This window comes from Candidatus Poriferisocius sp. (genome assembly GCF_965219815.1).
In the GTDB taxonomy this organism is placed as follows: domain Bacteria; phylum Actinomycetota; class Acidimicrobiia; order Acidimicrobiales; family Bin134; genus Poriferisocius.
This window is the reverse complement of sequence record NZ_OZ244791.1, coordinates 133,670-158,168: the sequence shown is the minus strand read 5'-3', so window position 1 is coordinate 158,168 and position 24,499 is coordinate 133,670. Positions and strand designations below refer to the sequence as shown.

The following is a 24,499-nucleotide window of genomic DNA, read 5'->3' as shown; positions in this document are numbered from 1 at the left end:
AGTCTGTGAATCCGCCGGAGACCGCTGAGGTGTGGATAGGGCTTAGCGAGGCGCCGCTGCCGTTAGACCAGGTGCTTGCTTGGGTGGGTCGTCCGGATTGCGGTGGCACTGTCTTGTTCAGCGGCACGGCCCGCGACCACTCGGAGGGTAGGCCGGGGGTGAGCGTGCTCGAATACGAGGCCTACGAGGAGCAGGTGACACCCCGTTTGGAGGCCTTGGCGCAGGAGGCTCGGATCAGGTGGCCCGATATTGGACGGGTGGCGATGCTGCATCGGGTGGGCCGGGTGGAGATCGGGGAGTCGGCGGTGGTGGCGGCTGTTTCTGCGCCCCATCGCGAGGAGGCCTTTGCCGCCGCCCGGTTCTGCATTGATGCTTTGAAGGCCACCGTGCCCATTTGGAAGAAGGAGGCCTGGGAGGGCGGCGAGAGCTGGGGTTTGGAAGCCCAGCACATCGCCGAGGCCGGCACGGTTGCCTCCCTTGATGGCCGGTATGCCCCCGAGGCCGACGCGGTCTCTGCTTCAGGCGAGCCCGCCGGCTGATCCATGGCCCGAGACCTGGCGATCGATCTGGGCACGGCCAACACGCTGGTCTATGCGCGCGGCCAGGGGATCATCCTGAACGAGCCCTCGGTGATCGCCTTGAACCGCAAGACCAACGATGTGCTGGCCATGGGCCGAGAGGCGTGGCAGATGATCGGACGCACGCCAGCCCACATCGTGGCCGTTCGCCCCTTGCGAAAGGGGGCGATCACCGATTTCGAAGTGACCCAGCGCATGATCCGCCTGCTGTTGATGGATGCAGGGGTCAACCGATTCAGCCGTCCGAAGGTGGTCATCTGCGTGCCGTCGGCGATCACCGCGGTCGAGCGCCGGGCGGTGGTGGAGGCGGCCCGCCGGGCCGGTGCGGCCGAGACCCGGCTCATCGAGCAGCCGTTGGCTGCGGCCATTGGGGCTTCGCTGCCCATTCACGAGCCCATCGGCAACATGGTGGTGGACATCGGCGGGGGAACCAGCGAGACCGCGCTGATCTCGATGGGCGGAGTCATATCTCTCAAGGCCATCCGAGTGGGCTCGTTCGACATCGATGCCGCAATCCAGGCCTTTGTTAGACGCGAGTTCGGCATCGCCATCGGTGAACGCACCGCTGAGGAGGTGAAAATCACCATAGGCTCTGCGGCCTACGTTCCCGGCGAGTGCAGCGCCGAAGTTCGAGGTCGCAATCTGATGAACGGCCTGCCCGAGACCATTGTGTTGTCGCCGTTCGAAGTGCGTACCGCCATTGCCGAGCCGGTCTCTGCTTTCGTGGACTCGGTGGTGGCTTGCCTGGTGGAAGCCCCCCCAGAGCTGTCTCAGGACGTGATCACCCACGGCATCCACTTAGTGGGAGGCGGCTCGCTGCTGCGGGGTCTGGCCGATCGGCTGTCCCAAGCCGCGGAAGTGCCGGTGAGCCTGGTGGATGCTCCCTTGGAGGCGGTGGTGATGGGAGCGGGCCGCTGTCTGGAGTCCTTCGAGGATGTCCAGGCAATGTTCATGGAGTGATTTGGGTTCGTGGAGTGATTTGGGTTCATGGAGTAGGGCCGAATCAATCAGGGTTGGTGAGCAGCTCGGCCGCGTCTCTGGTCTGCCAGTCTCGGTCCTCCGCGGCCCGCCGGAGAGCGGCCTCCACCTCGGGGCCGTCGAAGGGGGCCAGCGCCAGCACCGCTCGTCGGCGCACCGCCACTCGGTCGGTGGTTGCCCCCAGAATGGCTTCGAGTCCAGCAGGGTGGCCGATCGCTCCCAACGCGGCGACGGCCGCCTCCCGCACCAGGGGATTCGAGTGATCGGCGGCCAATTCCCCTAGCCGGGTCACGGTGCCGAGATCTTCAAAGTCCCGCTCCCCGCAGGCCCATGCGGCGGTTTCGGCCACATCATCGCTTGGGTCGTCCAAGAGGGGAGCGGGAGACACCTCTGTGCGGCCAACGGTCAAAGCGGCAGCCCGCAGCCTCACCTTCGGCGACGGATCGCGAAACGCGGCTCGCAGCTCTTCGTCGGCCAGCGCGCCCATCCGGTCTAAAGCCCCGAGTGCCGATGCCCGCACTTGGGGGTCCTCCTCATGCTGGGCTGCCCTCGCCGTGGCCTCATCGCTGGTGTGCCCGGCGATCACCGCATCGCGCCGTGCAATCCTGCGGGTGGGCTGATGTTCTTCTAGGTTTCCGCTCACACCAGCGTTTCCAAGGCAATTGTGAGGCCGACGAAGAAGAGCCCCACCAACATGGTCAGCCCCGCCCCCAGCAAGACGATCACAAAGAAGAGGCCGACACCGGCCCGTAAACGCTGCCACCAGCGAAACCGCGCCTCTTCGCCGTAATCGGCCCGGTAGGAGGCCAAGACATCTCTCTCGGCCCTGGCCTCCCGCCAGTCTTCCCACCGATGCTGCCACCAGCTTTTCAGCGTGCCCCAAGTATCGTCGGAGGGGGAAATACGAATGCGCGACCAGTCGACCACAGAGCCACCCAGGATAGTTCCACCCACCGAAACCCGGGGGGCGTCTTGGTGGCGGCGCAACTTGGCCTGGCTGGTTCCCGTGGCCGTGCTGATTTTCTTGCTGGTGGTCACTTCGGTTGTGTTCACCTTCTGGCGCACCGATCAGGTAGCGGTTCGGCCCGGCTCGGTGGAAGATGTGCCATCGCGGGTCACCGTTACGGGGGCTGAGGTTTATCCTCCGGAAAGCGAGATCGCCCTGGTGACCGTGAAGGTCAGCCAGCGGTTGAACATCTGGCAGCGAATCGGCGCCGAATTCGAGTCGGGGGTCGACATCGAGCCCGAACGGACGTTCACCGGCGGTGGCACCCGGGACGAGTTGCGTCGACTCAACGAGCTGCGAATGGAGACTTCCCAGCACACCGCCGTCGTGGTGGCGCTGGAGCATTTGGGCTATGAGATCCCCCGTCATGCCTCTGGAGTCATCGTGGCCGATGCGATGAGCGGGACACCCGCCGCGGAAGTGTTGGAGCGGGGCGACGTGATCGTGGGTATCGAAGGTGTGCCCGCGTCCGACTTGAATGACTTGGCCGAGGTCTTGGCCTTGCGGAGCGCGGGCCAGACGGTGGTATTGGACGTGGAGCGAGCCGACAGCGGGGAGGTGGAAGCGGTGGCGGTCGAGCTCATCGAGTCTTCCGACGAGCCGGGGCGGGCGCTGATCGGCGTGGGGGCGCGCGAGCGGGTGGATATCGGGGATCTTCCGGTGCAGGTCGAAATCGACAGCGGCAAGATCGGAGGGCCGTCAGCCGGGTTGGCCCTCACCCTCGGCATCATCGACCTGTTGACTCCCGGGGAGCTGATGGGCGGCCAGCGGGTGGCTACTACTGGAACGATCACATTCGACGGCTCGGTGGGGGCCATCGGCGAGGTTGATCAGAAGGCCATCGCCGCGGAAAGAGCCGGAGTAGACCTGCTGCTGGTGCCCGTTTTGAATCTGAGCGATGCCCTCGACCATGTCAGCGGTGACATGCAGGTGGTGGGTGTGGAGACTTTGCAGGAGGCATTGGACGCATTGGCCGGCAACTAAGATTTGGCGATGGCCGAGCGCCCATCTTCTGAAACTCCCTTTGAGCGGATGGACCCTGCCCAAGTATCCGGCCAGAGTTTTGCCATTACTCGCAAAGGCTTCGACCAAATGCAGGTTCAGGCCTATTTGGTGTCGATGAGCAATCAGGTCAAAGCAGGCCAGCAGCAAATTCGAGACCTTCGAGAGCAGGTGGCCCAGGCCGAAAGGCAGTCGGAGCCGGATTCTGAGTTCAGTTCGCAGGGAGTCAAGCTGCTCGACAGCGGCGTGGAGGCGTCTCGTCGGCAAGCCCAGACGGAAGCCGACGAAATGGCGGCACGGGCCCGTCGGTTGGCTGAAGAGCTCCACACGACGTTCGAGGAGTTGCGTTCGCACCAGGACTTCTCCGGAGCCGACGAGCTGGCCGAACTGCTGGAGGAGGCGTACGAGCAGGCGCAGGCGGTGGCGGGCTTGCTCCAGGAGGCTCGAGATCAGGCACAAGCCGAAGTAGAGCACGGTCGGGCCCAGGGCCGGGAGATAGTGGAGCAGGCCAAAGCCCTCCGTCTCACCGTGCTGCGGGACATGGCCCGGCGTCGCCAGGGCGCCCGGGCCCAGGTGGAGCGGCTTCGCGCCGGCCGCGACAAGCTCATCTCAATGTTGAGTGATGCCCGGAGTTCCATCGACCAGTCGATGGAAACGGCCAGGCTCTCGCTGGCCGAGGCCAAAGTGCTGGCCGATGCCGCCGCCCGCCGGATCGAGGACGAGGCTGAGCCCACCGACCTGGCCCTGTTGTCGGAGCTGGACGATGCCGAGGACGTGGGGATGATCCCCGAACCCGCGGTCGTTGTCGATATTTCCGAAGGCGATTCCCCTCCAGAAGTTCCCGAAACCGATTCCGCTTCCGAGATCCACGAGGGCGTGACGCTGCTGCCTCCCGTGGCGCCCGATCCGGTGGAGGCTGCGGCCGATCATCCCGCGGTGGCCAGTGCTGACGAAAGCCGCGATGTGGACGCTATCTTCGCTCGTCTTCGATCCCAGGGGGATCAGCAACGAGAAGACGGGCGTGACGCTGCCGAATCCTCGGTCGGCAAAGACTAACCTCCAATAGGTATGCGAAATCCCCGAGATGTGTTCAGGCCGCGCCCGCCATCTCGGCCGCGCTTCTCGCGCCGGTCCAAGATCATCGCCGCGCTCATCCTGGTGGTATTGCTGGCCGCCATCCTGTCTCTGCGGGGTACGGCCCGCATGTGGACCGACTACCTGTGGTTCGACTCTCTCGGCCACGGAGACGTCTGGACCGAGATTCTGGTCTACAAGATCGTCCTGTCGGTCATCTTCATTGCCGCCTTCTTCCTCCTCATGTACTCCAACCTGGCCATTGCCGACCGGTTGGCGCCCCAAACCCGCCCGCCGGGTCCTGAAGAGGAGCTGATCCGCCACTATCACGATGCTGTTGGCCATCGCCGCCGGCTGGTGAGCGTGGTGATCGCCATCTTGTTCGCTCTTATCGTGGGCGGCAGCACTGGCGGGGAGTGGCAGAAGGCCATGCTGTTCTTCAACAGCGTGGATTTCGGCGTCGATGATCCTCAGTTCGACCGTGACATCGGCTTCTACGTTTTCCAACTGCCCTTCATCCAGTTCCTGATCAGCTGGTTCTTCCGGGCCCTCATCATCGTGGCCGTCATTACCGCCATTGCCCATTACGTGAACGGCGGCATCCGGGTGCAGACCACCGGGCAGCGGGTGACTCCTCAGGTGAAGGTCCACCTGTCGGTTCTCTTGGCCCTGATCGCCCTAGTTCGGGCCGTGGGCTACTACTACGACCGGTTTGGCCTCAACTTCTCCTCTCGGGGACCGGTGGACGGCGCCACCTTCACCGACGTCAACGCCCAGTTGCCCGCCATCAATCTGCTGCTGCTGATCTCCGCGTTGTCGGCGGTGCTGTTGGTGATCAACATCTGGCAGCGGGGCTGGGTGTTGCCGGTAACGGCGGTGGGACTGTGGATGGTGGTGGCCATCGTCATGGGTGCGATCTATCCGGCCATCATCCAGCGATTCCAGGTTGAGCCAGAGGAGTCCAAGAAAGAGGCGCAATACATAACGCGCAACATCGAGGCCACCCGCCACGCCCTGGGATTTGACAAAGTTCCCGGTGACGAGGACACGGCAGACAACGTGGAAACCCGGGGGTTCCCGTTCGACACCACGATCACTGCCGAGGAGCTGGCGGCCAGCCCCAGCGTGCGCAATATTCGGCTTCTGGATCCAGACGTGGTGCCCAACGCCTTCCAAGTGGAGCAGTCTGAGCGCACGTTCTATTCCTTCAACGGCGAAGTGGATGTCGACCGCTACGTGATCAACGATCAGATCACCGAGGTAGTGATCGGCGCCCGCCAACTCAACGTGGCCGACATCCCCCAGCAGTCGTGGGAGGGTCGTCACGTCCAGTACACCCATGGGTACGGCGTGGCGGTGGCGCCGGTGAACTCGGTCACCACCCAAGGCTCTCCCGATTTTGTGGTCGGCGACGTTCCGGTGGAGGCCAGCACCGATTTCGAGCTGAGCCAGCCCCAGCTCTACATCGGCGAGAACCTCACCGGCTACGCCATTGTCGGAGCCTCGATTCCCGAGGTGGACTACACCCAGGCCAACGAGACCGTTCCCTTCGAATACGACGGCGAGGCCGGTGTGGGCATCGGGAGCTTCTTCCGCCAAGCGGCATTCGCCCTGCGCTTCGGCGACATCAACCCGCTGATATCCGGTTTTGTGGAAGGCGATTCCCGGATCATCTTCAACCGGGATCTGCGCCTCCGGGTGCAGAACCTGGCCCCGTTCTTGGAGTTCGACGCCGACCCCTATCCAGTGGTTTCCGACGGGCGGGTGTTCTACATTGTCGATGCCTACACCACCAGCGACCGGTATCCCTACGGCCAGCGTCCCGACGTCGGCGACCTGCCGCTGGAAAGCGGGCTGCGCAAGCGGTTCAACTATGTGCGCAACTCCGTCAAGGTGGTGGTGGATGCCTTCGACGGCACCACCACGTTCTACGTGATCGACCCTGACGATCCCATAATCCAGGCTTGGAGGAAGATCTTCCCCGGGCTGTTCCAAGACTTCGACCATATGTCGACCGACCTTCAGGACCATCTGCGCTACCCCGAAGACCTGTTCCGGGTGCAGACCTCTATGTGGGCCCGCTATTTCATCGAGCCCAAGGATGCGGAGACCTTTTATGCCAACTCGGTGACCTGGGCTGTGGCTCAGGATCCCGGCACCCGGATCACCGCCCGGACGTTCCTGGATGAGGTGACCGAGGCCATCGCCGCCGAGGAGACGGCCACGGCAACGGCCACCCGTCAGCTCGAGCGGAGAATCCGGCCGTTTTACCAGCTCCTCCAGCTTCCCGAAGAGGACGATGTGGACTTCGTGATCTTCCGGACCTTTGTCCCCATATCCGGGGCAGGTGACGAAGAAGACGAGCGCAAGGAGTTGACCGCGTTCATGGTCGCCAAGAGCGACTTTGACAGCAATGAGGACGAAAACGAATACGGCCAATTGGTGGTGTACACCGTGCCGGGCACCAGCATTCCCGGCCCGAGCATCGTGGATGCCAAGATTCAGGCTGACACCGAGATCGCCGACGCCTTCACCCAGCTGAACCAGCAGGGATCCACCGTGCTTCAGGGAAATCTGCTGATGATCCCGGTGGGCGACTCGCTGCTGTTCGTGCGCCCTGTGTATGTGCAGGCCACGGGGGATACTGAACTTCCCCAGGTGAAGCAGGTCATCGCAGGCATCGGCAACGACGACGACTTCGTGCTTCGCATCCGCCCCACATTGGACGAGGCCCTGGCTGCTCTCTCTGATCCCGACGGGCTCTCGGTGCTCCCCACTCAGCCGGCGTCGCCGGAGCCCGATGAGGCTGGCACCGACGATGCCGAACCTGCTCCTGATCCCACCGCGGTGCCGTCTGTCCCCGACGATACGCCCATTGACGCGGACACTTGGCAAGCCCTGAGCGAGCTCATCTCCGAGTTGCGGACCACCCAGGACTCCCTCGACGAGGACCGCCGCCGCCTCGACGGCCTCATCGAACAACTAGAGTCGCTGCTGGAATCCGCTGGCGGCTAGCCGGGGGTCTGTCGGACTGGGTGTCCCTGGGTTTCGCGTAGGGCTGATAGTGGATTCACGCTGCCGGTGATTGCTGATGTCGAGCTTCGAACTCGATTGGTGTGAGCATGCTAAGCGATGTGTGGCGTCGCTGGCGGTTGTGCCAGATCTCGAGATACTCGAAGATCGCGTTGGCCAGCTCGATGCGGGTGCGCCAGCGCTGTCGGTCGAGGAGCTCGACCTGCATGCGCGACCAGAACGACTCGATCATCGCGTTGTCGAAGCAATCCCCGATCGAGCCCATTGACGGCACCAGTCCTGAGTCGAGTGCTCTTTTGGTGAAGGCCCATGAGGTGAACTGCGTGCTGTGGTCGCTGTGGATCACGGTCTCGCCTTTGGTCGGCTGCCGGCGGTCTATCGCCATTCCCAGAGCGTTGGTGACCAGCGCCGCGGTCGGCCTCGAGTCGATCGACCAGCCGACGACGCGGCGGCTGAACACGTCGAGCACCACGGCGCAGTAGACCTTGCCCTCCCGGGTGGGGTGCTCTGTGATGTCGGTCACCTGTAGCCGATCCGGATCGGAACGGGCGAAGTCGCGGTCGACAAGATCCGACGCCGTCGCCGCATGGGCGATCTTGCGGTATTTCGGGCGGCCTGATGTGCCCCGCAGCCCGGCACGGCGCATCAGCGTCTCGACCGTCTGGCGGCACACGGCGATGCCCCGGCCGAGGGTCAACCCGGCGTGAACTCGCTTGGCCCCGTAGGTCTGCCGGGAGCCGGCACAGATCTGCCCAACCACCTCGCTCAACCACGCGTGCCTGAGCGATCGCGCCGACGGCGGGCGCCTAAGCCAGCTGTAATATCCAGACACCGACACCCCCAGCACCGAACACGCCCTCTCAATCGGGAATCCCTCCGCGGCCATCACTCGGATGGCCGCGAACCTTTTTTTGAGTCGCCATCGGCCTTCAACAACTCCATCGCCCGCCGACAGATCGCCAACTCCGTCTCAAGCTCTCGCACCCGCTTGCGCAGCGCCGCCAGCTCGGCCTCCTCAGCAGTTGTCAGCCCCGCCTCCACCCCGGCATCGATGCGCGCCTGCCGGCGCCACGCGTAGATCGACTGATCGCTGATCCCCAGCTCCGCAGCGACCTGCGCGACAGGCCGCCCCGCCTCCACCAGATCGACCACACGCTGCCGGAACTCCGCCGGATAACCCCTCGGCGCCATAGAACCTCCCCAGATCCATGACAGCAAAACCCAACAACAAACCCACGCAAAACCCGTGGACCACCAGAGCCTGCGCAAAACCCAGGGTGAATCAGTACCGAAAGCGGGTCGTTTCATAAGTCGCCGCTGGGGGGTCGAGGGCCGTTCTGGGGCCGTTGCGGGCCGATTCTCGGCCCCTCAGGGGCCCGTTGCGGGGCTTTTGACCCCTACCCAAGACACCCCCCAACGCTCTAAACGGCTCTACGGGGCTCTGGGGCCGTTGTGGAGGCATGTCAAAGCGGGTGATCGCCTTTCCGCGCCAGTCTCTTGTTGGCTGGCCAAGGAAGGATCGGGTTCTGCACCGATGGCCATCGGCGGTTCTGGGATCGCCCCGGCAGCAGTCGAGGCCGCTCCCAAGACACACCCGCTCAGCGCGTGTCTGCTAGGTCGAGGCGATGCCACCGGCCCCAGCGCAGCGATGCCACGCCCCCACGGGGCATCCCGACAAAGCGCACCAACCAACGCCCTTCGGGTCGCGAGAGTCCCGCGATGCGCCCGAACGGTTCAGCTAGGGCGCGGTTCTATCGGCAGCGCACCGGCTCGCTGTCGCCTACCTTTTTGTTTCCGGCGATCTTGGCTTGCATGCCGACTTGATACCAACCGGCGTTTGGCACTTCGAACGTCGTCGAAGTGCCCCCAACCGCGCTTTGGCGGCCGCGGTGGCCGCGGTTCTTCGCCTCACTCGCCCAGATATCCGGCTTCAGGCTTTCGGGGGTCTTGCTCCAAGAAACCGAAATAACCCAGCCCGAACCCGACGACGCGCACGAAACAGAATCGAACACCAAAGAAGGCTTCGGCTTGGGCTTCGGCTTTGCGGGGGTGGCGGTGCCGGAAACCCAGTCGGAGAACCCCTCGGCGTTGAACGCCGCCACCCGCACGTCATAGGCCGAGCCGCCCGCAAGCCCGCTGATCGTGTACGAAGTCGCCAAGTCCGAGCCATACTCCAAATCCTCGAACTGGTCCGCAGCCTCGGACTCAGCCCAACTCTGAGCCCCCGACATCCACTGCACCCGATACCCAAAACCGGCCTCAGGAGTCGTAGACGAAGCCGACCACGAAACCGCAATCTCCTCTACCCCAGCACTGGCAGACAAACCAGAAGCAGGACCAGGAACCGAATCGGAATCGTCCTCCCTTACTACATTTTCAGCCGCGCAAGCCAATGTAACTGATATATGAACTAAGGCACCAATTCCTGTAGCACTTATACCCGCAGTGACTGCCGCCGTTCTTGTGCTTATTCGGGTTGCCGCCGCTCTCGCTACTTCTCGTCTAGTGGCATCTGCGGCAACACCGATAGTCAAATATGCACCGAGGTCTAAGGGGGAATCGCATAACACTCCGTAGGCAAAATCGTTAGCTGCATTGTACGCAGTAACAATTCCATTAGCAGCGGTTTGAAAAGCTGACCTGGTCGCTTCTGCGGTGTTATCCCAAAACTCCTGAGCTTTCTTGTATATGTTCGCCAAATTTGTTCCAGAGGCTTTGAGCACTGGTTTGTAGCAGTTGTCGCTCTCCTGCTCCCAGGCTGGGTATTCGTAATAGGCCCGGCTGACGGTATCGAGGTTTTGGTACTCCGAGTAGTCGATTATCTCTCTGGTGTTTATATGTATCCACAACAAATCAGGCAGCGGCTCTTTGTATTGATCTGCACTGCATCCCGTCGGTTTGGGGTCTTGGACAACTGGGGTTCGACAGGTGGTAACGCTGTTGCCGCCCACAACAGTGGTGACAGGTTGCTGCCCCGCTGGGCATCCGCCGTCGTTGTCGCCGCCGTCGTTGTCGCCGCCGTCGTTGTCGCCGCCGTCGTTGTCGCCGCCGTCGTTGTCGCCGCCGTCGTTGTCGCCGCCGTCGTTGTCGCCGCCGTCGTTGTCGCCGCCGTCGTTGTCGCCGCCGTCGTTGTCGCCGCCGTCGTTGTCGCCGCCGTCGTTGTCGCCCGGTTTGGGGGTCGGGGCCGGAGTGGGGGGCGGGTCGACCCTGGGGGTCGGCGTGGGCGTGGGGTCAGCCGTGGGCGTGGGCGTGGTGGTGGGCTTCGCCTTGGGCGGGCAGGTGGCGTCGTGGTCGATCCAGGTTCCGTTGCACTGTTTGAGCGTGTAGTGGCACGCCCCCGTCGAGCCGTGCCGGTGGGATAGGAAGCTGCACGGCGTGGGGGTCGGCGTGGGCGTGGGGTCAGCCGTGGGCGTGGGCGTGGTGGTGGGCTTCGCCTTGGGCGGGCAGGTGGCGTCGTGGTCGATCCAGGTTCCGTTGCACTGTTTGAGCGTGTAGTGGCACGCCCCCGTCGAGCCGTGCCGGTGGGATAGGAAGCTGCACGGCGTGGGGGTGGGTGTGGGCTTGGGGTGGACTAGGAAGATGCTGTGGCAGCCGCCCCAGCCGGCGTGCTTGTGGCTGCCGCCGGGACACTCCGGCTTCGGCGTCGGCGCGGGCGTGGGCTTGGGGTGGACTAGGAAGATGCTGTGGCAGCCGCCCCAGCCGGCGTGCTTGTGGCTGCCGCCGGGACACTCCGGCTTCGGCGTCGGCGCGGGCGTGGGCTTGGGGTGGACTAGGAAGATGCTGTGGCAGCCGCCCCAGCCGGCGTGCTTGTGGCTGCCGCCGGGACACTCCGGCTTCGGCGTCGGCGCGGGCGTGGGGGCCGGGGTGGGCTTGGGGTGGGTGTGGGTGTAGTTGTAGGCGTAACACCCAAAGTCGCCGGTGGGCTTGCATTCGACTTGGTGGGCTTCGGCGGTGGGCGTGTTGTCGGGGGCTGCGAGCACCAGCCCGGCGGCCAGCAACAGCACCGGGACCAGCACCGCCAGCACACGCCAAACACTCCGCTTGTTGGATGCGGCCATCTTGGTGGCTCCCTTCGGGAAGGTCGAGCTTTCGAGCTACCAAAGGCCGCGGCCAGACCCGAAGGGAAACCAAGCAATACAGCTCGAGCCTCACAACTTGTCTGGCCTAACGGGGATTGTGTACGTCCACGTCCACGCAGCCTTTGGTAGCTGGCAGGAACCTACAGCAACAAGAGAACAGCGGGCAAGTCCGCCGAACAGCCAGGGAAGATCGGCGGCGACTCAGCCGGAGGGTGGAAGGGCTACGAACCCTCGCGGCGCTAGGGTGTGTTGGAAGGAGTCAGGCTTGGCCGCTAAGCATCGGGGCAGCTCCGGCGGGCTTTATATCTCTTCTCAACCACAGAAACACCGGTCACCACCAGCACCAGCACGAAGAAACACCATACCAGAGCACTCACCCCTAGAGGCATCCCCGACCAACCTTCGATCCAGGAGCCGACCAGCCCAATGCCCAACCAAAAAGCGATGCTCCCAATAACGGCACCAATACCACCCATCAGCCTCGCTGAGCGGCGAGCCGCTGCGGGATTTGTCATAGTGCTCTTGTCGGTTGCAAGAGCGACCGCGGGGCTGGCCAAGCAGTCCGGCTAGGGGTGGAGCGTCTCACAAGTGTCTTCGGGCGTAGTGGCGGATCGCTCTTACCGCTAACCATATTGCACAGCAAATTCCTAGTCCGCCTAAAACCCACCACATCACGGCTAGGCCGCGCATCACTTCAGGCCCGTCTCCTAGATTCAGGATATGGGGATCGACGAATCTGCTAATGACGTAAAACCAGATTGCCACAAGACCCCACGTCAGCCAGCTTGGCAAAGCCGACTTCGATAACAGTTTGGACCCTGTAGCTCCGGGTTTTTCTGTGGCGCCAGAGTCGGTATTGTCGTGGGGGTGTGGTGGGGGGTTGTGTTCGTCCATAGCCCCCCATCATACACCTCGGTTCGGGCCAGGGCCTCCACGTCGCTCCTAGAGCCCGCTGGGGCCGGTTAGGGCCTCCCTAGTCGATTGAGTCCAGGTGGGTGCCTGAGGTAGGGGTCGAACCCCGTAACTCGCCGCTGAGAGGCCGAGAATGGGGGGATTTGGGGTCGATCTGGGGCGGCGAGCCCTCAGCGGCCCGTTAGCCGGCGAGGCCCTGGGCGAGTGTGCGGGCCGGTGACGGGGGTCAGCGCACCGGGCAGGCGGTCAAGTCAGCTCGGCCTGTTGTGGTCTCTGGCGTGGAGGGCTACCGAGTCGATGCGGCGGCGGACTTGGACCTTCTGCATTCCGGCATCAGCGGCGATAGAGCCTATTCGGCCATGAGCCAGCAAATCTCCTCCTCCCACTTCGCGAGTAGGGAGCGCATCCCGGCTATGCGGTCCATTCTGTCGTGGAGCGCATCCAGCGGGTGTTCGTCATCCCACAGCACGGGCTCATACTCGGGCGGCATATAGCGGCCATTCTACGGGGTACGGCGGTACCCCTGTTCGATGGGGTCAGGCCGCTTTGCAGCGGCGGTGGCGGTCGCGCCAGCGGCGGGCTATCACGTCGTCTGGCAAGCGGTGGGGCCGCTCGAACTCGATCACCTCATGGGGGCACCACATGGCCGCGGCCCGCAAGCCCGGCGACTTGGCCCGCCGTCGACCTCCCCGCGGGTAGAAGCGCGGGCTGCTCACCGCGGCCTTTCGGGCTGGGGCTGGGGCTTGCGGCGGTGCTCGGCGACGGCCTCGACCCGGGTGCCGTCGTCCAGCTCGAACAAAGGCACAGCATTTCTTCGGACGCAAGCCGTTTCCATGATTTGGGATTATGCAGAGGCGAATCCGTTCTTCACTTCCACAGGAAGTTTGGAGACTGCCTTTTCCATCGTTGCCGATGTACTCCAATCCCTGCCTTCTCCTGCTCACATCGCTGGAAGGGCAAGCCAATTAGATGCCGCAGCTTCGGTGTCTGGTCCGGTGGTGGTGTCTACGGATCCGCCGTATTACGACAATATCGGGTATGCGGATTTGTCGGATTTCTTCTATGTGTGGCTGCGCCGCACGGTGGGCGGGGTGTTCTCGGATGTGTGCTCGACGTTGTTAGCGCCCAAGGGGCAGGAGTTGATCGCGGTGCCGTATCGGCACGGCGGCGACAGGGATGCGGCCGAGGGGTTCTTCGAGGACGGTCTGGGCGGTGTGTTCGCCCGTCTGCGGCAGGTGCAGGATCCGCGGTTCCCGTTGAGCGTGTATTACGCGTTCAAGCAGGCCGAGACCGCGGAGGGGGAGACGGCGTCGACGGGGTGGGAGACGATGCTCACAGGACTGGTCGGCGCGGGCTTTCAGATCACCGGGACGTGGCCGGTGCGCTCTGAGCTGGCCAACAGGATGCGTTCGCAGCAGTCCAACGCTTTGGCGTCGTCGATTGTTCTGGTGTGCCGGCCCCGGGCGGATGGCGCGCCGTTGGCGTCGCGCCGCGAGTTCTTGGACGCGTTGGCCGCGGAGCTTCCCGCGGCGCTGGGCGACCTCCAGGCGGCGAGCATCGCGCCGGTGGATGTGGCGCAGGCCGCGATCGGGCCGGGCATGGCGGTGTTCTCCCGCTACAGCCGGGTGATCGAGGCCGACGGCGCACAGATGGGGGTGCGGGCCGCGTTGGCCGCCATCAACCGGGTGCTCGGCGAGACCCTGGAGGCCACCGAGGCCGAGTTGGACTCTGACACCCGCTGGGCGCTCACCTGGCACGCCCAGCATGGCTTCGAGTCCGGCGACTACGGCCAGGCCGAGCAGCTCTCCAAATCGCGCAACACCTCAGTGGACGGCCTCGTGGAGGCCGGCATCGTCGAATCCCGGGCCGGCCGAGTTCGCCTCATACCCCGCCACGAGCTCGATGAGAACTGGTCCCCCGCCCAAGATGAGCGCCTCACCGTCTGGGAGATAGCCAACCACCTCGAGACCCGAGGCGAGCAAGCCGCCGCCCGACTCCTCGCCCAGGTCGGCGGCCTCGCCGACTCGGCCCGCCACCTCGCCTACCGCCTTCACCACACCTGCGACCGCAACGGATGGGCCGCCGACGCCCTCGCCTACAACAGCCTCGCCGCCGCCTGGCCCGACCTCGCCCAACAAGCCCACAAACCCCCCGACAACCAAACCAACCTCGACCTCACCTGACCCGCCCATGCCGGTTACAAAATATTATGGTTATGAGTAAATTTGCTCATAGATGTAACTCTTGCAGTTAAGCTGGTTGTATGGCCGAGTTTCGTCGGGCGCAGGTGAGCGCTCTTATTCATAGGCTGTCGGAGCGGCCCGAGTTCATCATCGCGATCTTCGGTCCCCGCCAGACTGGTAAGACGACGGCGGTGCTTCAAGCGCTCTCTTCCATTGAGCAGGAATCTCGCTATGAGGCGATGGAAGCGTCTCTTGATGCACCGAAGGCACCTCCGCCTCAGGGGGGATTTGAGTCCCCTGCGGTGGATTCAGGTGCTCGGATCCCCGCCGTATCCCGGCCAGATGCCCGTTACCTAACCGATGTCTGGCAATACTGCCGTCATCAGGCAATGCGCTCGCCAGGAGGTTTCGTTCTCGTCTTGGACGAGATTCAGAGGGTCAACCGCTGGTCGGAGGTGGTGAAAGGGCTCTGGGACGCCGACCGTCTCGCAGGCTGTCCCTTGCATGTAGTCGTCCTCGGGTCAGCGCCCCTGCTGATGCAGGAGGGCCTCCGCGAAAGCCTGGCCGGGCGGTTTGAGCCGGTCCAATTCCCGCACTGGTCATATTCGGAGATGTCGGAGGCATTCGGCCTCAGCTTGGCAGAGTACATTTACTTTGGCGGCTATCCAGGCGCGGTCGCCAGGATCGGCGATCCAGATCGTTGGGGCCAGTATGTGCGCAGCTCTCTCATCGGGCCGGTTTTGGAGCGCGACGTTCTGTCGATGGCCAGGGTGGACAAGCCCGAGCTGCTCAAGCGGCTGTTCGATCTTGCGGCGCGCTACTCCGGCCAGCAGGTCTCGTACAGCAAGTTGCAAGGCCATTTGCAAGACGCGGGCAACACGACCACCCTTACCCGTTACCTGGAGCTTCTAAATCAGGTGGGCATGGTCGCGGGGCTGCCCAAGCTCACCAATCGCCCGGCGTCGGCCAAGATGCCCACCCCGAAGTTGAACGTGCTCAACACCGCTCTCATGTCTGCGGTCTGCGGATACAGTTTCGACGAGGCCCGGGCTGACCGCTCCCACTGGGGCCGCTTGGTCGAAAGCTGCGTCGGTGCCCACCTTCTGAATACCGTCTCGCCGAGGACCGAGGTCAAGTACTGGCGAGACAAAGCCTACGAGGTCGATTTCGTGCTCCAGCGCGGGCCGCATCTCGTCGGCATTGAGGCAAAGAGCGGACAAGGCACCACGACAACTCGGGGCATGGCGGAGTTCGAAGGCCGATTCCAACCCCGCAACACAGTCTTGGTCGGAGGTTCCGGCGTGCCTCTCCAAGAGTTTCTGGCTCTGCCTCCCGACCACTGGTTCGATTCGAGATGAGCGATTACGTCGCCCGCACATGTACCGAAGTCGACACCGGAAGAGCTGCCGACGCCTCCGCACCGCTCAGCCACTTCCGAGAGCGGTCTGCCTATGTGCTGCTCGGCGATCCCGGCTCAGGGAAGACGACCGAGTTCAAGCGGGAGCAGGCGGCACTGGGCGACGCTGCCGTCTATATGAGCGCCAGGGACTTCATTGCCTTCTCGGTGGATTCCCACCCCGAGTGGCGGGGCAAGACCCTCTTCATCGACGGACTCGACGAGGTGCGAGCCGGCGTTGTCGACCGGCGGTCTCCCCTGGATCAGGTCCGCAGCCGGCTCGACCAGCTTGGACGCCCGAGTTTTCGCATTTCGTGCCGAGAAGCTGACTGGCTCGGCGGAAACGACTGCCGCAGCCTGGAAGCTGTCTCCCCTGATTCGCTGGTCGCTGTTCTGCGCCTCGATCCCCTGCGCGACGACGGCATCGCCGAACTGCTGGGCACGCTCCCAGGCTCCGGCGGCGCGCAGGAGTTCAAGCGCCAAGCTGAGCAGCAAGGTCTCAGCGTCTTGCTTGGCAACCCGCAAACGCTGATGCTGCTTGCCGATGCGGTGGCGCACAGCGGCGAGTGGCCGGAAAGCCGCCTGGAGACCTTCGAGATGGCCTGTCAGAAGATGGCCTCAGAGCAGAATGAAGAGCACCGCGCTGGTGCTGGGGTCTCATCTAATGGCGCTGTCTTGGACGCCGCCGGTTACCTGAGTGCCTTGCATCTGATCGCCGATGTCCCGGGATTCTCCCCTGCGCTAGGCACTGACACCGGTGGGTCGGTGCCGATCCACTCGTTCGACAGGCTTCCCGCCTTGCTGGCGGGGGAAGACTGCGAGCGAGCGCTGAGGACAAGGCTGTTCGCCGCTGAAAACGAATACGGTCATCGCCCTGCCCACCGCCACCTGGCAGAGTTCCTGGCTGGCCGCTATCTCGCCAAGCTGATTGACAAGGAACTCCCGGCCTCAAGGGTGGTGGCGTTGATGACCAGGCCGACAGATGATCGGGTGGTCACCGCGCTGCGGGGCTTGTCCGCTTGGCTTGCGGCCCATTCTTCCAGCGCACGGAATCTGCTGATCAACGCTGATCCCGTGGGGGTGGGCCTGTACGGGGACATCGGCAGATTTTCCGCTAACGAGAAGAAACGCCTGCTGGAGTCGCTGGCCCGGTTCGCCACCGTTGGCCAATTGCTCGGCCACGAGCAGCGCGACGGGAGGATCGACGGATTCCTAGACAACACAGGCTGGGCTTTCCTTCCGCTCGTATCGGCAGACACAGCGACTGCCATCAGGGATTTGCTAGTCGACCCCGACCCTTCAGGTGGCACACACCGGATCGTGGAGTTTGTTTTGACCGTGCTAACGGCCGTCGACAGCTCCAGCTTGCATTTGCTTGACGATCTCGAGTCGGACACTGAGGCAATTGTTCGCAACCCTGAGCAGCCTCCGTTCACAAGGCGGCTGGCGCTTGATGTGTGGCTTCGCCTAGTTGCCGAACGCGACTCCCAAGCCCGTTCTGCGCTCCGACTTCTCGGTGATATCCGCACGCGAGCACTGTCCGATCCCGAAGATGACCTTTGCGGAACCCTGCTGCGACACCTGTACCCAGCCCACCTGCCCCCTTCGCAGGTATGGGGCTATGTCTTGCCTAGGAATAACCGTGAATTGCTCGGCCGTTTTGCACTGTTCTGGCACCAGGATCTTATTGAGCAGTCCGACGGCGACCACGTTGCCGCCCTACTGGATTCCCTGGGCGAAGACCGATCTCAGATTCTCTCGGCGTTGGAGCAGGCCGGTTTCGGTGATCTGCCCCTTGAACTGCTGAGCCGAGGGTTGGAGGCGTGGGGCGACGGACTTGAGCCATCCCGTCTATTCGACAGGCTGGATGCACCGAAGCGCTCACAAGATGACATGCATCGGTTCTCTGAGAAGAATCACCATCAACGAATCAAAGAGTGGCTGGAAGAGCGCCCTGAAACCCAGAAATCCATGTTTTTGACATGGATAAGGCGATGCGAGGCCAGCGAGCGCTTCGAGGTTCTCTGGCCCTGGGGCTGCAACGCCCTGCATTGGAGCCGGCTTCCGGGCGACTTCGGCCATTGGTGCCTCGACACGGCGCTTCACCTGGCAGATTCCGAGCCGCTCGTCTCCGAAAAGCTGCTCCAGCAGGCATACCGCTCTCTGGAAGACCCATCCATCAGCGACGGTCTCACGCTTGAAGACTTGCAGAATCGGACGAAGGGCAACAGCCGGCTAGCCGCGCTGCTGGGGGAGCTGTGCAGCCCTCCGCCTCCCAGCGAAGAGCAAAGAGAAAGGGAGCAAGCACTGCAAAAACGCAGAGAAGAACACGAACGAAGCAAGCGCCAGCAGCAATCTGAATGGGCGGAAATGGTGCGCATACGGGAAGCTGAGCTGAAGGAAAATCAGGCTGTCCCGCAGTTTCTGCATACTCTGGCCGGGGTCTACTTCGCCCTGTTCCATGACGTCGACCAGCACGCGCTCCCGCAAGACCGCATCAGGGATTTCTTGGGAGGCGAATCCGAACTGGTGTCTGTGGTTCTCACTGCACTGCGCGAGACAGCGTTTCGAGACGACCTGCCCGAGGTCGATAGAACACTCTCGCTTTACTCCGAATCCCGCCATCACTTCCTGGCCTACCCCGTGTTTGCCAGCCTCGACATTCTCCTAGCGGGATCGCCTTCGCGTTTGGACCAGCTCAGCGACGACCAGAGGCGCAAGATCCTCGCCATCCGCTATTGCGTTCCCGACACCCTTCGCCATGTTTCAACAGCCCCGAGCCACGACCGCTGGCTGTACCAGGATCCCGATCTGGTGTTCGATATTCTCTACCGGTGCGCTGTCGCTGCTCTCAAGTCCGGAGACGAATACCCGCCGGGGCTCTATGACCTCGACCGGGTCGAAGGCCAGGCCAAACGGGTCAACGAAACCAGGGCTCGGCTTCTCCGAGCGTTTCCGGTACGAGCCCCCAGCACGCAGCTGCCCTTGCTCGACCGGCTGCTGGGCCGAGCCTTGCGATTCCCTGACCGGGCCGCGCTGGTGTCTGTCGTCGAGAAAAAGCTAGGGGCCAAGAGCGCCACTGATGCACAAAAGGTGCGGTGGCTGATCGCTGGCGCCCTCCTCTCACCAGACCATCATCGACAAGCGCTCAAAGATTTCATCGGCAACAACGATGACCGAACCAGGCTCTTGGCCGAGTTCCTGCGCAACAGCTCCGAGGGCGAGGCGCTCGGCCCTGGGATCATGGCCATATGCTCTGACCCTGCCCTACTGCACGATGCGATTCAAACGTTGGGTCGCCTCTATGAGCCGCTGACGTTGTCGAGCGGCTCGGTAACCCTGGAATACCACGCATCAGAGCGCGTCTACGGAATGATCTCACAGCTTGGCGCTATGCCGAGCAAAGAAGCCCATGAGGCGCTGACCAGCCTGGCCGATGCCCCACAACTCGCTGCCTGGCATGGCTATATCCAGGGCGCTTTGGAGAGCCAGAGAATTCTCTTCGGTGACGCCTCCTACGTCCACCCCGACATCGACCAGGTCCAAAGCACTCTCAGCAACACCCTGCCCGCCAACGCGGCGGATCTGGCTGCATTGGTAAAGGTAAAGCTGCATGAGATATCGGATCGCCTCCGGGGCGACAGCAGCAATCTGTGGCGCCAGTTCTGGAACGAAGACTCAAATGGCATCCCCACCGATCCGAAGCCCGAAAACTCCTGTCGAGACGTAGTACTCGAACTCCTGCGAAATGCGCTTCCCGCCGAGGTGGATACCGTGCCGGAAGGCCACTACGCCGCAGGCACCCGCGCCGACATCCGTGTGAGCTATGGCGGCCACAACATCCCCATCGAACTGAAGAAAGACACCCACCCCGACCTTTGGACTGCGCCCCGCAACCAACTCGTCAGCCGGTACACCACCGATCCCGCCACCAGCGGCTATGGCATCTACATGCCGATCTGGTTCGGACGCGAAGACAGCAAGCCCACCTCCCCGCCCCACGGTCATCGGCCTGCAACAGCCGAGGAGCTACAGCAGCGCCTCGAGCAAGACCTGGCCCCCGAGGAAGCCCGCAGAATATCCATGGTCGTCCTCGACGCCACCAAACCCGGCTGCTAGCAGCCGCTGAATTCCCCAGCCGGCCGACCATATCGAGTGCTTCGGCCCTGGCAATTTCAGGCATTGCTTGACGGCGTATCAACCCGCGGTGCTGCCAGACGCTGTCGGGCGGTGGAGGCTGCGGGTGCCCGCCGATTGGCAGCGCCAGCGGGAATCAGTCCACCAGGATGTTGTTTGGCCGGGGGGTGCCCTGGGCTTCGAGCATGAAGTAATAGCCCATCAGCACGGTTTGGCCATCGGTGATGCTCTCGATGTTGCCGTCGGCGTCCATGTTGAGGTTGGCACCCCAGATGGCGAAGAACACCTCGGTGGTCTCGGAGTTGTCGTCGGGGGTGTACAGAGTGTGGACAGAGCCGGCCGGCTCATAGAGGAACGACCCGGCGCGGTTCAGAAAGTCGCTCTCCTTGTAGCCCCAGGCTCCGGCGCTGGTGTAGGCGAACACCTGGCCGGTGTGCTTGTGGGTCTGCACCGAGTAGCCCGGTGGGAAGTGGTTCTTGATGACCCACAGCCCCTCGCTCTCTTTGATTTGGAGCACCTTGAGCCCGATGCCGTCTTCGCCGTAGGCCCAGGGGAGGTCGTCTTCCCCGATGTGCTGGGCGGTGGGGGCAACCATCATGTCAAGCATGGGGGAATCTTACGCCCCTGTTGGCGCAACGGGCCGAGCGGCTAGTCGATCTCGGTGCGGTTGAGGCGCCAGGAGGTGTAGAGGAGTCCGGCCACGCCGACAGCCAGCGGCACGATGTACGACGTCAGCGTGGAGCGGTCGGCCAGTCGCATGCTCACGTCGGTGGCGTCGGACAGGATGCTCATGGGATAGCTGCGAATGGAGAGGCGGGCGAACCAGTCGCCCAGCCGGGACATCAACAGCTCCCAGATGGCGATGTAGCCCAGCCCGATAAGCAGGGATCGCTTGAACCGCAGACCCAGGGCCAAGAAGATCCCCGAGTAGGCGAACACCGCCAGCGCGGTGGCCACCGCAGTTGCGGCCACCAAGTCGTCGACCCCGGTGATGATCGCAGCCACGGTCATGACCACCACCAAGATCGGCGCCACCACGGTCAACACTGCGGCCATGGCTGCGGTGGCGATCGAATGGCGGCTGACGGGACGTAGCCACAGATAGACCAGGGTGCGGTCTTCAACCAGATTGCCGAGCGCGGCTGAGCCCAGCGACAAGGCGATGAAGGCGGCGAAGATGTTGATACCGAAGTTGGCGATGGTCCGGGTGGCGACTTCCACCGTGTCGTCGGCTGCTCTGGCGGTAAAGGCCAGCAAAATGGCCACGCCGCCCAGCCCGGCCAAAACCAGCAACCGGGCCGGGCTCAGCTGAGTGCGGAGGATAACCCGATACACCGCGAGATTCACTGTGTTCTCCGATGCGTTGTCACTGTGTTCTCCGATGCGTTGTCACTGTGTTCTCCGGTGCGTTGTCACTGGCCCACCAAGTAGCGGAAGACGCTTTCCAGATCGTCGTCAAGCGGTCGCAATTCCCGCAGCGAGACGTTCCGGTCACGGGCCACAGGAGCTATGGCTCGGCGAAACACGGCCGGGTCGCTGGTGTCCACCACCACCACGTCGGTGCCCTCCAAGCGGCATCCCGAGATGACGCCCCGGTCCAGCAGGGCAATGGCCAGCTCCCGGGGCTGATCGGTCCGGACGCTGATGCGCAATGGCCGATCGTCCATCAGGTTGCGGATCTCGCGGAAGTCCCCCTCGGCGGCCAGCCGCCCTTGGGCCATCACCAGCACCCGGGAACCGAACCGCTCCACCTCGTCGAGCACGTGGCTGGACACGATCACGCACTTGCCCTCCGACCCCAGCCGGTGGAAGAGCTCGATCATCTCCCGCCGCTGTCGGGGATCGAGCCCGGTGAGGGGTTCGTCCAGGGCAATCACCAGGGGATCGTGGACAATGGCCTGGGCCAGCTTGATGCGCTGGCGCATCCCCTTTGAATAGGTGGAGAGCCGACGAGTGTCGTCGGGGTCGAGTTCCACGGTCTGAATGGCCTGGCGGGCAGCCTCGCCGGGGCGTTGGAGATGATGCAGGTTGGCGGCCAACTCTACGAACTCTCGGCCGCTCAGGTGATCGAGCAGCGATTCCTGCTGGGGGGCCATGCCGATGCGGCCCAGCACGGATACATCGGAGCGGGGATCCTTGCCCAGCACGGTCACCGATCCGTTGGAGGGCCTGGCCAAGCCGCACATCATCCGCAGCATGGTGGACTTTCCGGCGCCGTTGGGCCCCAGCAGGGCGGTTACCCCGGCGCCGATGCTGAAACTCACATCCGACACTGCCACCAGGTCGCCGAACCACTTAGACGCCCCAGCCGCCTGCACCATGGGCGGCGGTCCCGCTTGGGTGCTCATCCGGTGACCTCGATTCGCTGGTAGCGCCAGCGGGCAAACCACCCGAACACGACGATGAGCCCGAGAAAGGTAAGGAGAATCGGCAGAGTCTCCACATTTCTGATGGGGGGTCCGTCGGGATTGACCTCCCCGTAGACGCGGTAGACGGTCTCGATGGGCAGGGCGATCATGTTCAACAAGGCGAACGAGTCGCCCAACTCGGCGCCTTGGGCCAGTCCATCGCCTACTGCGGCAGATACCAGCAGGCTGACGAAGATAGCCACGCTGGCCAGTGTGCGGCGAGGGGAGAGACTGGAAATGGCCAGCGCCAGCGATCCCCAGAAGGCAGCCATGGCCAGGCCTGAGGCCAGCACCCGGCCGAATTCGATCAACCAGTCGATAGCACCGTCGGGGCCACTGCCATCCAGAGTGAAGGCGATCAGCATCAGCAGCGTTGGCCCGATCGTCATGACGCCCAGCACGGCGATAACGGCAACGAACTTGGAGGCCAGGTAGGTGTCCCGGTTCAAGGGAGAGGCCAGATATAGCCCCAGCATGCCGCTGCGGCGGTCGGTGCAGAGAGCCTCGGGGGTCACAAAGGAGGTGAACAAGAACAGCACGAAGGAGATGGGCACGTAGTACCCGGCCGGATCCCCCAGATCGAAGTCGCTGCTAGCGGGAAGCAGGGCCGCTAGGCCGATGAACACGATGGCCGGCACGAAGGCAACCAGCAGGGCTATTGCCGGCATGACCTTCTGCCAGTTGGACCGCTTCAGGCCCAGTACCCGCTGCGCGGTGTGATAGCTCAAGACCACCATGGCGCGCCCTGGCCCATGGCGGGGGCCGTCGTAGGCCAAGTAGCCCCGATCGTGGATACGGGCCTCGGTCATCGGGAGGCCTCGATAAACACGTCTTCCAGGGTGGTCCGGCGAGGCTCCAGACGGCGCAGGCCCAAGCCCAGATCGGCCACAAGGTCCCGAACCAGATCGCCGATCTCGTCGACACCGGTCACGGTGAGGATGTGCCCGTCGATGGTTGCTTGCGCGCCTCGGGCCGCCAGTGCAGTGGCCAGCGGCTGGGGATCGGAGTCCAACTCCACCTTCACCCCTGATGTGGCCGACCCCAGGCCGTCAAGGGTGCCGCTGTGGCCGACCACGCCGTTGGCCAGGATGACAACCGAGTCGCACACCCGCTCCACTTCCTCCAGCAGGTGCGACGACAACAGGATGTCGATGCCGAACTCGCTGCCCACTCGACGAATGAGGGCCAGCATGTCGTCGCGCTGCACTGGATCGAGGCCGTCGGTGGGCTCGTCCAGTAGAAGAAGGTCGGGATCATGGGCGATGGCCTGGGCCATCTTCACCCGCTGGCGCTGCCCGGTAGACATGGTGCCGATAGGGCGGAACCGCTCTTCCCCTAGACCCACCTGCCACAGGGCGTCGCTGGCCCGCTCGGTGGCCGCCCGTCGGGGCAGCCCGTGGAGTTGGGCAATGTGGCGCACCAAGTCGGCGGCCTGCACGTCGTCGGGCAGATCGTGGTGTTCGGGCGCATACCCCAGCCGGGCACGCAGTTCAGGCCCGCTCTGGTCGGGGTCGACCCCCAGCACATTGAGCGTGCCGCCCTGGCGGGGGCGCAGTCCCAACACCAACCCCATGAACGTGCTCTTGCCCGCACCGTTCGGTCCCAACAGCCCGGTGATGCCCGGTCCAATGTCGCAATCCAGGCCCTGGAGCACGTGGTTCGACCCGTAGCTCTTTTGCACTCCTCGGGCGGAGATCACGATGTCGGACACTG

The 24,499-nt window shown here is 63.7% G+C and carries 18 protein-coding genes and 1 pseudogene; 8 read left to right on the top strand and 11 right to left on the bottom strand.

Going from position 1 to position 24,499, the window contains the following annotated elements; genetic code table 11:
- Positions 1-5: 5 nt before the first annotated feature.
- Positions 6-539, top strand: a complete 534-nt coding sequence (locus tag ACOQPI_RS00725; RefSeq protein WP_420617813.1) for a molybdenum cofactor biosynthesis protein MoaE — start codon at positions 6-8, stop codon at positions 537-539.
- Positions 540-542: 3 nt separating this feature from the next.
- Entirely contained in the window at positions 543-1,538 is a 996-nt protein-coding gene (locus ACOQPI_RS00720) for a rod shape-determining protein (protein WP_420617812.1), read from the top strand.
- A gap of 43 nt (positions 1,539-1,581) precedes the next feature.
- Here the strand turns inward: ACOQPI_RS00720 and ACOQPI_RS00715 are convergent, their stop codons facing one another.
- Positions 1,582-2,199, bottom strand: coding sequence for a HEAT repeat domain-containing protein (locus ACOQPI_RS00715; RefSeq protein ID WP_420617811.1), 618 nt, complete (start codon positions 2,197-2,199; stop codon positions 1,582-1,584).
- The gene (locus tag ACOQPI_RS00710) at positions 2,196-2,483 is read right to left on the bottom strand and encodes a hypothetical protein (RefSeq protein ID WP_420617810.1); all 288 of its coding nucleotides are present in this window, start codon (positions 2,481-2,483) and stop codon (positions 2,196-2,198) included. The genes ACOQPI_RS00715 and ACOQPI_RS00710 overlap by 4 nt, the downstream gene beginning before the upstream one ends.
- On the opposite strand from ACOQPI_RS00710, the gene ACOQPI_RS00705 reads away from it, so the two are divergent.
- From ACOQPI_RS00705 to ACOQPI_RS00695, 3 genes are read left to right on the top strand one after another with little or no spacing between them, the layout of a single operon-like run.
- Positions 2,464-3,546 carry a PDZ domain-containing protein gene (locus ACOQPI_RS00705; RefSeq protein WP_420617809.1) on the top strand — a complete coding sequence of 361 codons (1,083 nt, stop codon included), beginning with the start codon at positions 2,464-2,466 and terminating at the stop codon, positions 3,544-3,546. The genes ACOQPI_RS00710 and ACOQPI_RS00705 overlap by 20 nt on opposite strands.
- Positions 3,547-3,555: 9 nt before the next feature.
- Entirely contained in the window at positions 3,556-4,620 is a 1,065-nt protein-coding gene (locus tag ACOQPI_RS00700) for a hypothetical protein (protein ID WP_420617808.1), read from the top strand.
- Between the two features lie 12 nt (positions 4,621-4,632).
- Positions 4,633-7,653 carry a UPF0182 family protein gene (locus ACOQPI_RS00695; RefSeq protein ID WP_420617807.1) on the top strand — a complete coding sequence of 1,007 codons (3,021 nt, stop codon included), beginning with the start codon at positions 4,633-4,635 and terminating at the stop codon, positions 7,651-7,653.
- Positions 7,654-7,708: 55 nt separating this feature from the next.
- On the opposite strand, the pseudogene ACOQPI_RS00690 reads toward ACOQPI_RS00695, so the two are convergent.
- The 4 genes and pseudogenes from ACOQPI_RS00690 to ACOQPI_RS00675 all read right to left on the bottom strand — a co-directional run bounded on the left by ACOQPI_RS00690 (position 7,709) and on the right by ACOQPI_RS00675 (position 13,378).
- Positions 7,709-8,862 (bottom strand): annotated as a pseudogene (locus ACOQPI_RS00690) (IS3 family transposase).
- Between the two features lie 560 nt (positions 8,863-9,422).
- Complete coding sequence (locus ACOQPI_RS00685; RefSeq protein WP_420617806.1) at positions 9,423-11,729, bottom strand: fibronectin type III domain-containing protein; 2,307 nt, start codon at positions 11,727-11,729, stop codon at positions 9,423-9,425.
- A gap of 1,282 nt (positions 11,730-13,011) precedes the next feature.
- On the bottom strand, positions 13,012-13,152 hold the full coding sequence (locus tag ACOQPI_RS00680) for a hypothetical protein (RefSeq protein WP_420617805.1): 141 nt from the start codon (positions 13,150-13,152) through the stop codon (positions 13,012-13,014).
- A 46-nt stretch (positions 13,153-13,198) separates the two neighbouring features.
- Positions 13,199-13,378, bottom strand: a complete 180-nt coding sequence (locus ACOQPI_RS00675; RefSeq protein WP_420617804.1) for a hypothetical protein — start codon at positions 13,376-13,378, stop codon at positions 13,199-13,201.
- 267 nt (positions 13,379-13,645) lie between these two features.
- Between ACOQPI_RS00675 and ACOQPI_RS00670 the strand changes: the two genes are divergently transcribed.
- From ACOQPI_RS00670 to ACOQPI_RS00660, 3 genes are all read left to right on the top strand, one after another.
- Positions 13,646-14,845 (top strand): hypothetical protein, encoded by a 1,200-nt coding sequence (locus ACOQPI_RS00670; RefSeq protein ID WP_420617803.1) that lies wholly within the window; start codon positions 13,646-13,648, stop codon positions 14,843-14,845.
- 80 nt (positions 14,846-14,925) lie between these two features.
- The gene (locus ACOQPI_RS00665; protein WP_420617802.1) at positions 14,926-16,203 is read left to right on the top strand and encodes an ATP-binding protein; all 1,278 of its coding nucleotides are present in this window, start codon (positions 14,926-14,928) and stop codon (positions 16,201-16,203) included.
- Positions 16,200-20,360 carry an NACHT domain-containing protein gene (locus tag ACOQPI_RS00660; RefSeq protein WP_420617801.1) on the top strand — a complete coding sequence of 1,387 codons (4,161 nt, stop codon included), beginning with the start codon at positions 16,200-16,202 and terminating at the stop codon, positions 20,358-20,360. Before ACOQPI_RS00665 ends, ACOQPI_RS00660 begins: the two co-directional genes overlap by 4 nt.
- Before the next feature lie 154 nt (positions 20,361-20,514).
- Here the strand turns inward: ACOQPI_RS00660 and ACOQPI_RS00655 are convergent, their stop codons facing one another.
- The 5 genes from ACOQPI_RS00655 to ACOQPI_RS00635 all read right to left on the bottom strand — a co-directional run bounded on the left by ACOQPI_RS00655 (position 20,515) and on the right by ACOQPI_RS00635 (position 24,497).
- Positions 20,515-20,985, bottom strand: coding sequence for a 2,4'-dihydroxyacetophenone dioxygenase family protein (locus ACOQPI_RS00655; RefSeq protein ID WP_420617800.1), 471 nt, complete (start codon positions 20,983-20,985; stop codon positions 20,515-20,517).
- Between the two features lie 41 nt (positions 20,986-21,026).
- Positions 21,027-21,725 carry a hypothetical protein gene (locus ACOQPI_RS00650; RefSeq protein WP_420617799.1) on the bottom strand — a complete coding sequence of 233 codons (699 nt, stop codon included), beginning with the start codon at positions 21,723-21,725 and terminating at the stop codon, positions 21,027-21,029.
- A gap of 65 nt (positions 21,726-21,790) precedes the next feature.
- Positions 21,791-22,726, bottom strand: a complete 936-nt coding sequence (locus ACOQPI_RS00645) for an ABC transporter ATP-binding protein (protein ID WP_420617798.1) — start codon at positions 22,724-22,726, stop codon at positions 21,791-21,793.
- A complete protein-coding gene (locus tag ACOQPI_RS00640; protein WP_420617797.1) occupies positions 22,723-23,595 on the bottom strand; it encodes an ABC transporter permease subunit in 873 nt (290 codons plus the stop codon). Before ACOQPI_RS00640 ends, ACOQPI_RS00645 begins: the two co-directional genes overlap by 4 nt.
- Positions 23,592-24,497, bottom strand: coding sequence for an ABC transporter ATP-binding protein (locus ACOQPI_RS00635; protein ID WP_420617796.1), 906 nt, complete (start codon positions 24,495-24,497; stop codon positions 23,592-23,594). Before ACOQPI_RS00635 ends, ACOQPI_RS00640 begins: the two co-directional genes overlap by 4 nt.
- Between the last annotated feature and the right edge of the window lie 2 nt (positions 24,498-24,499).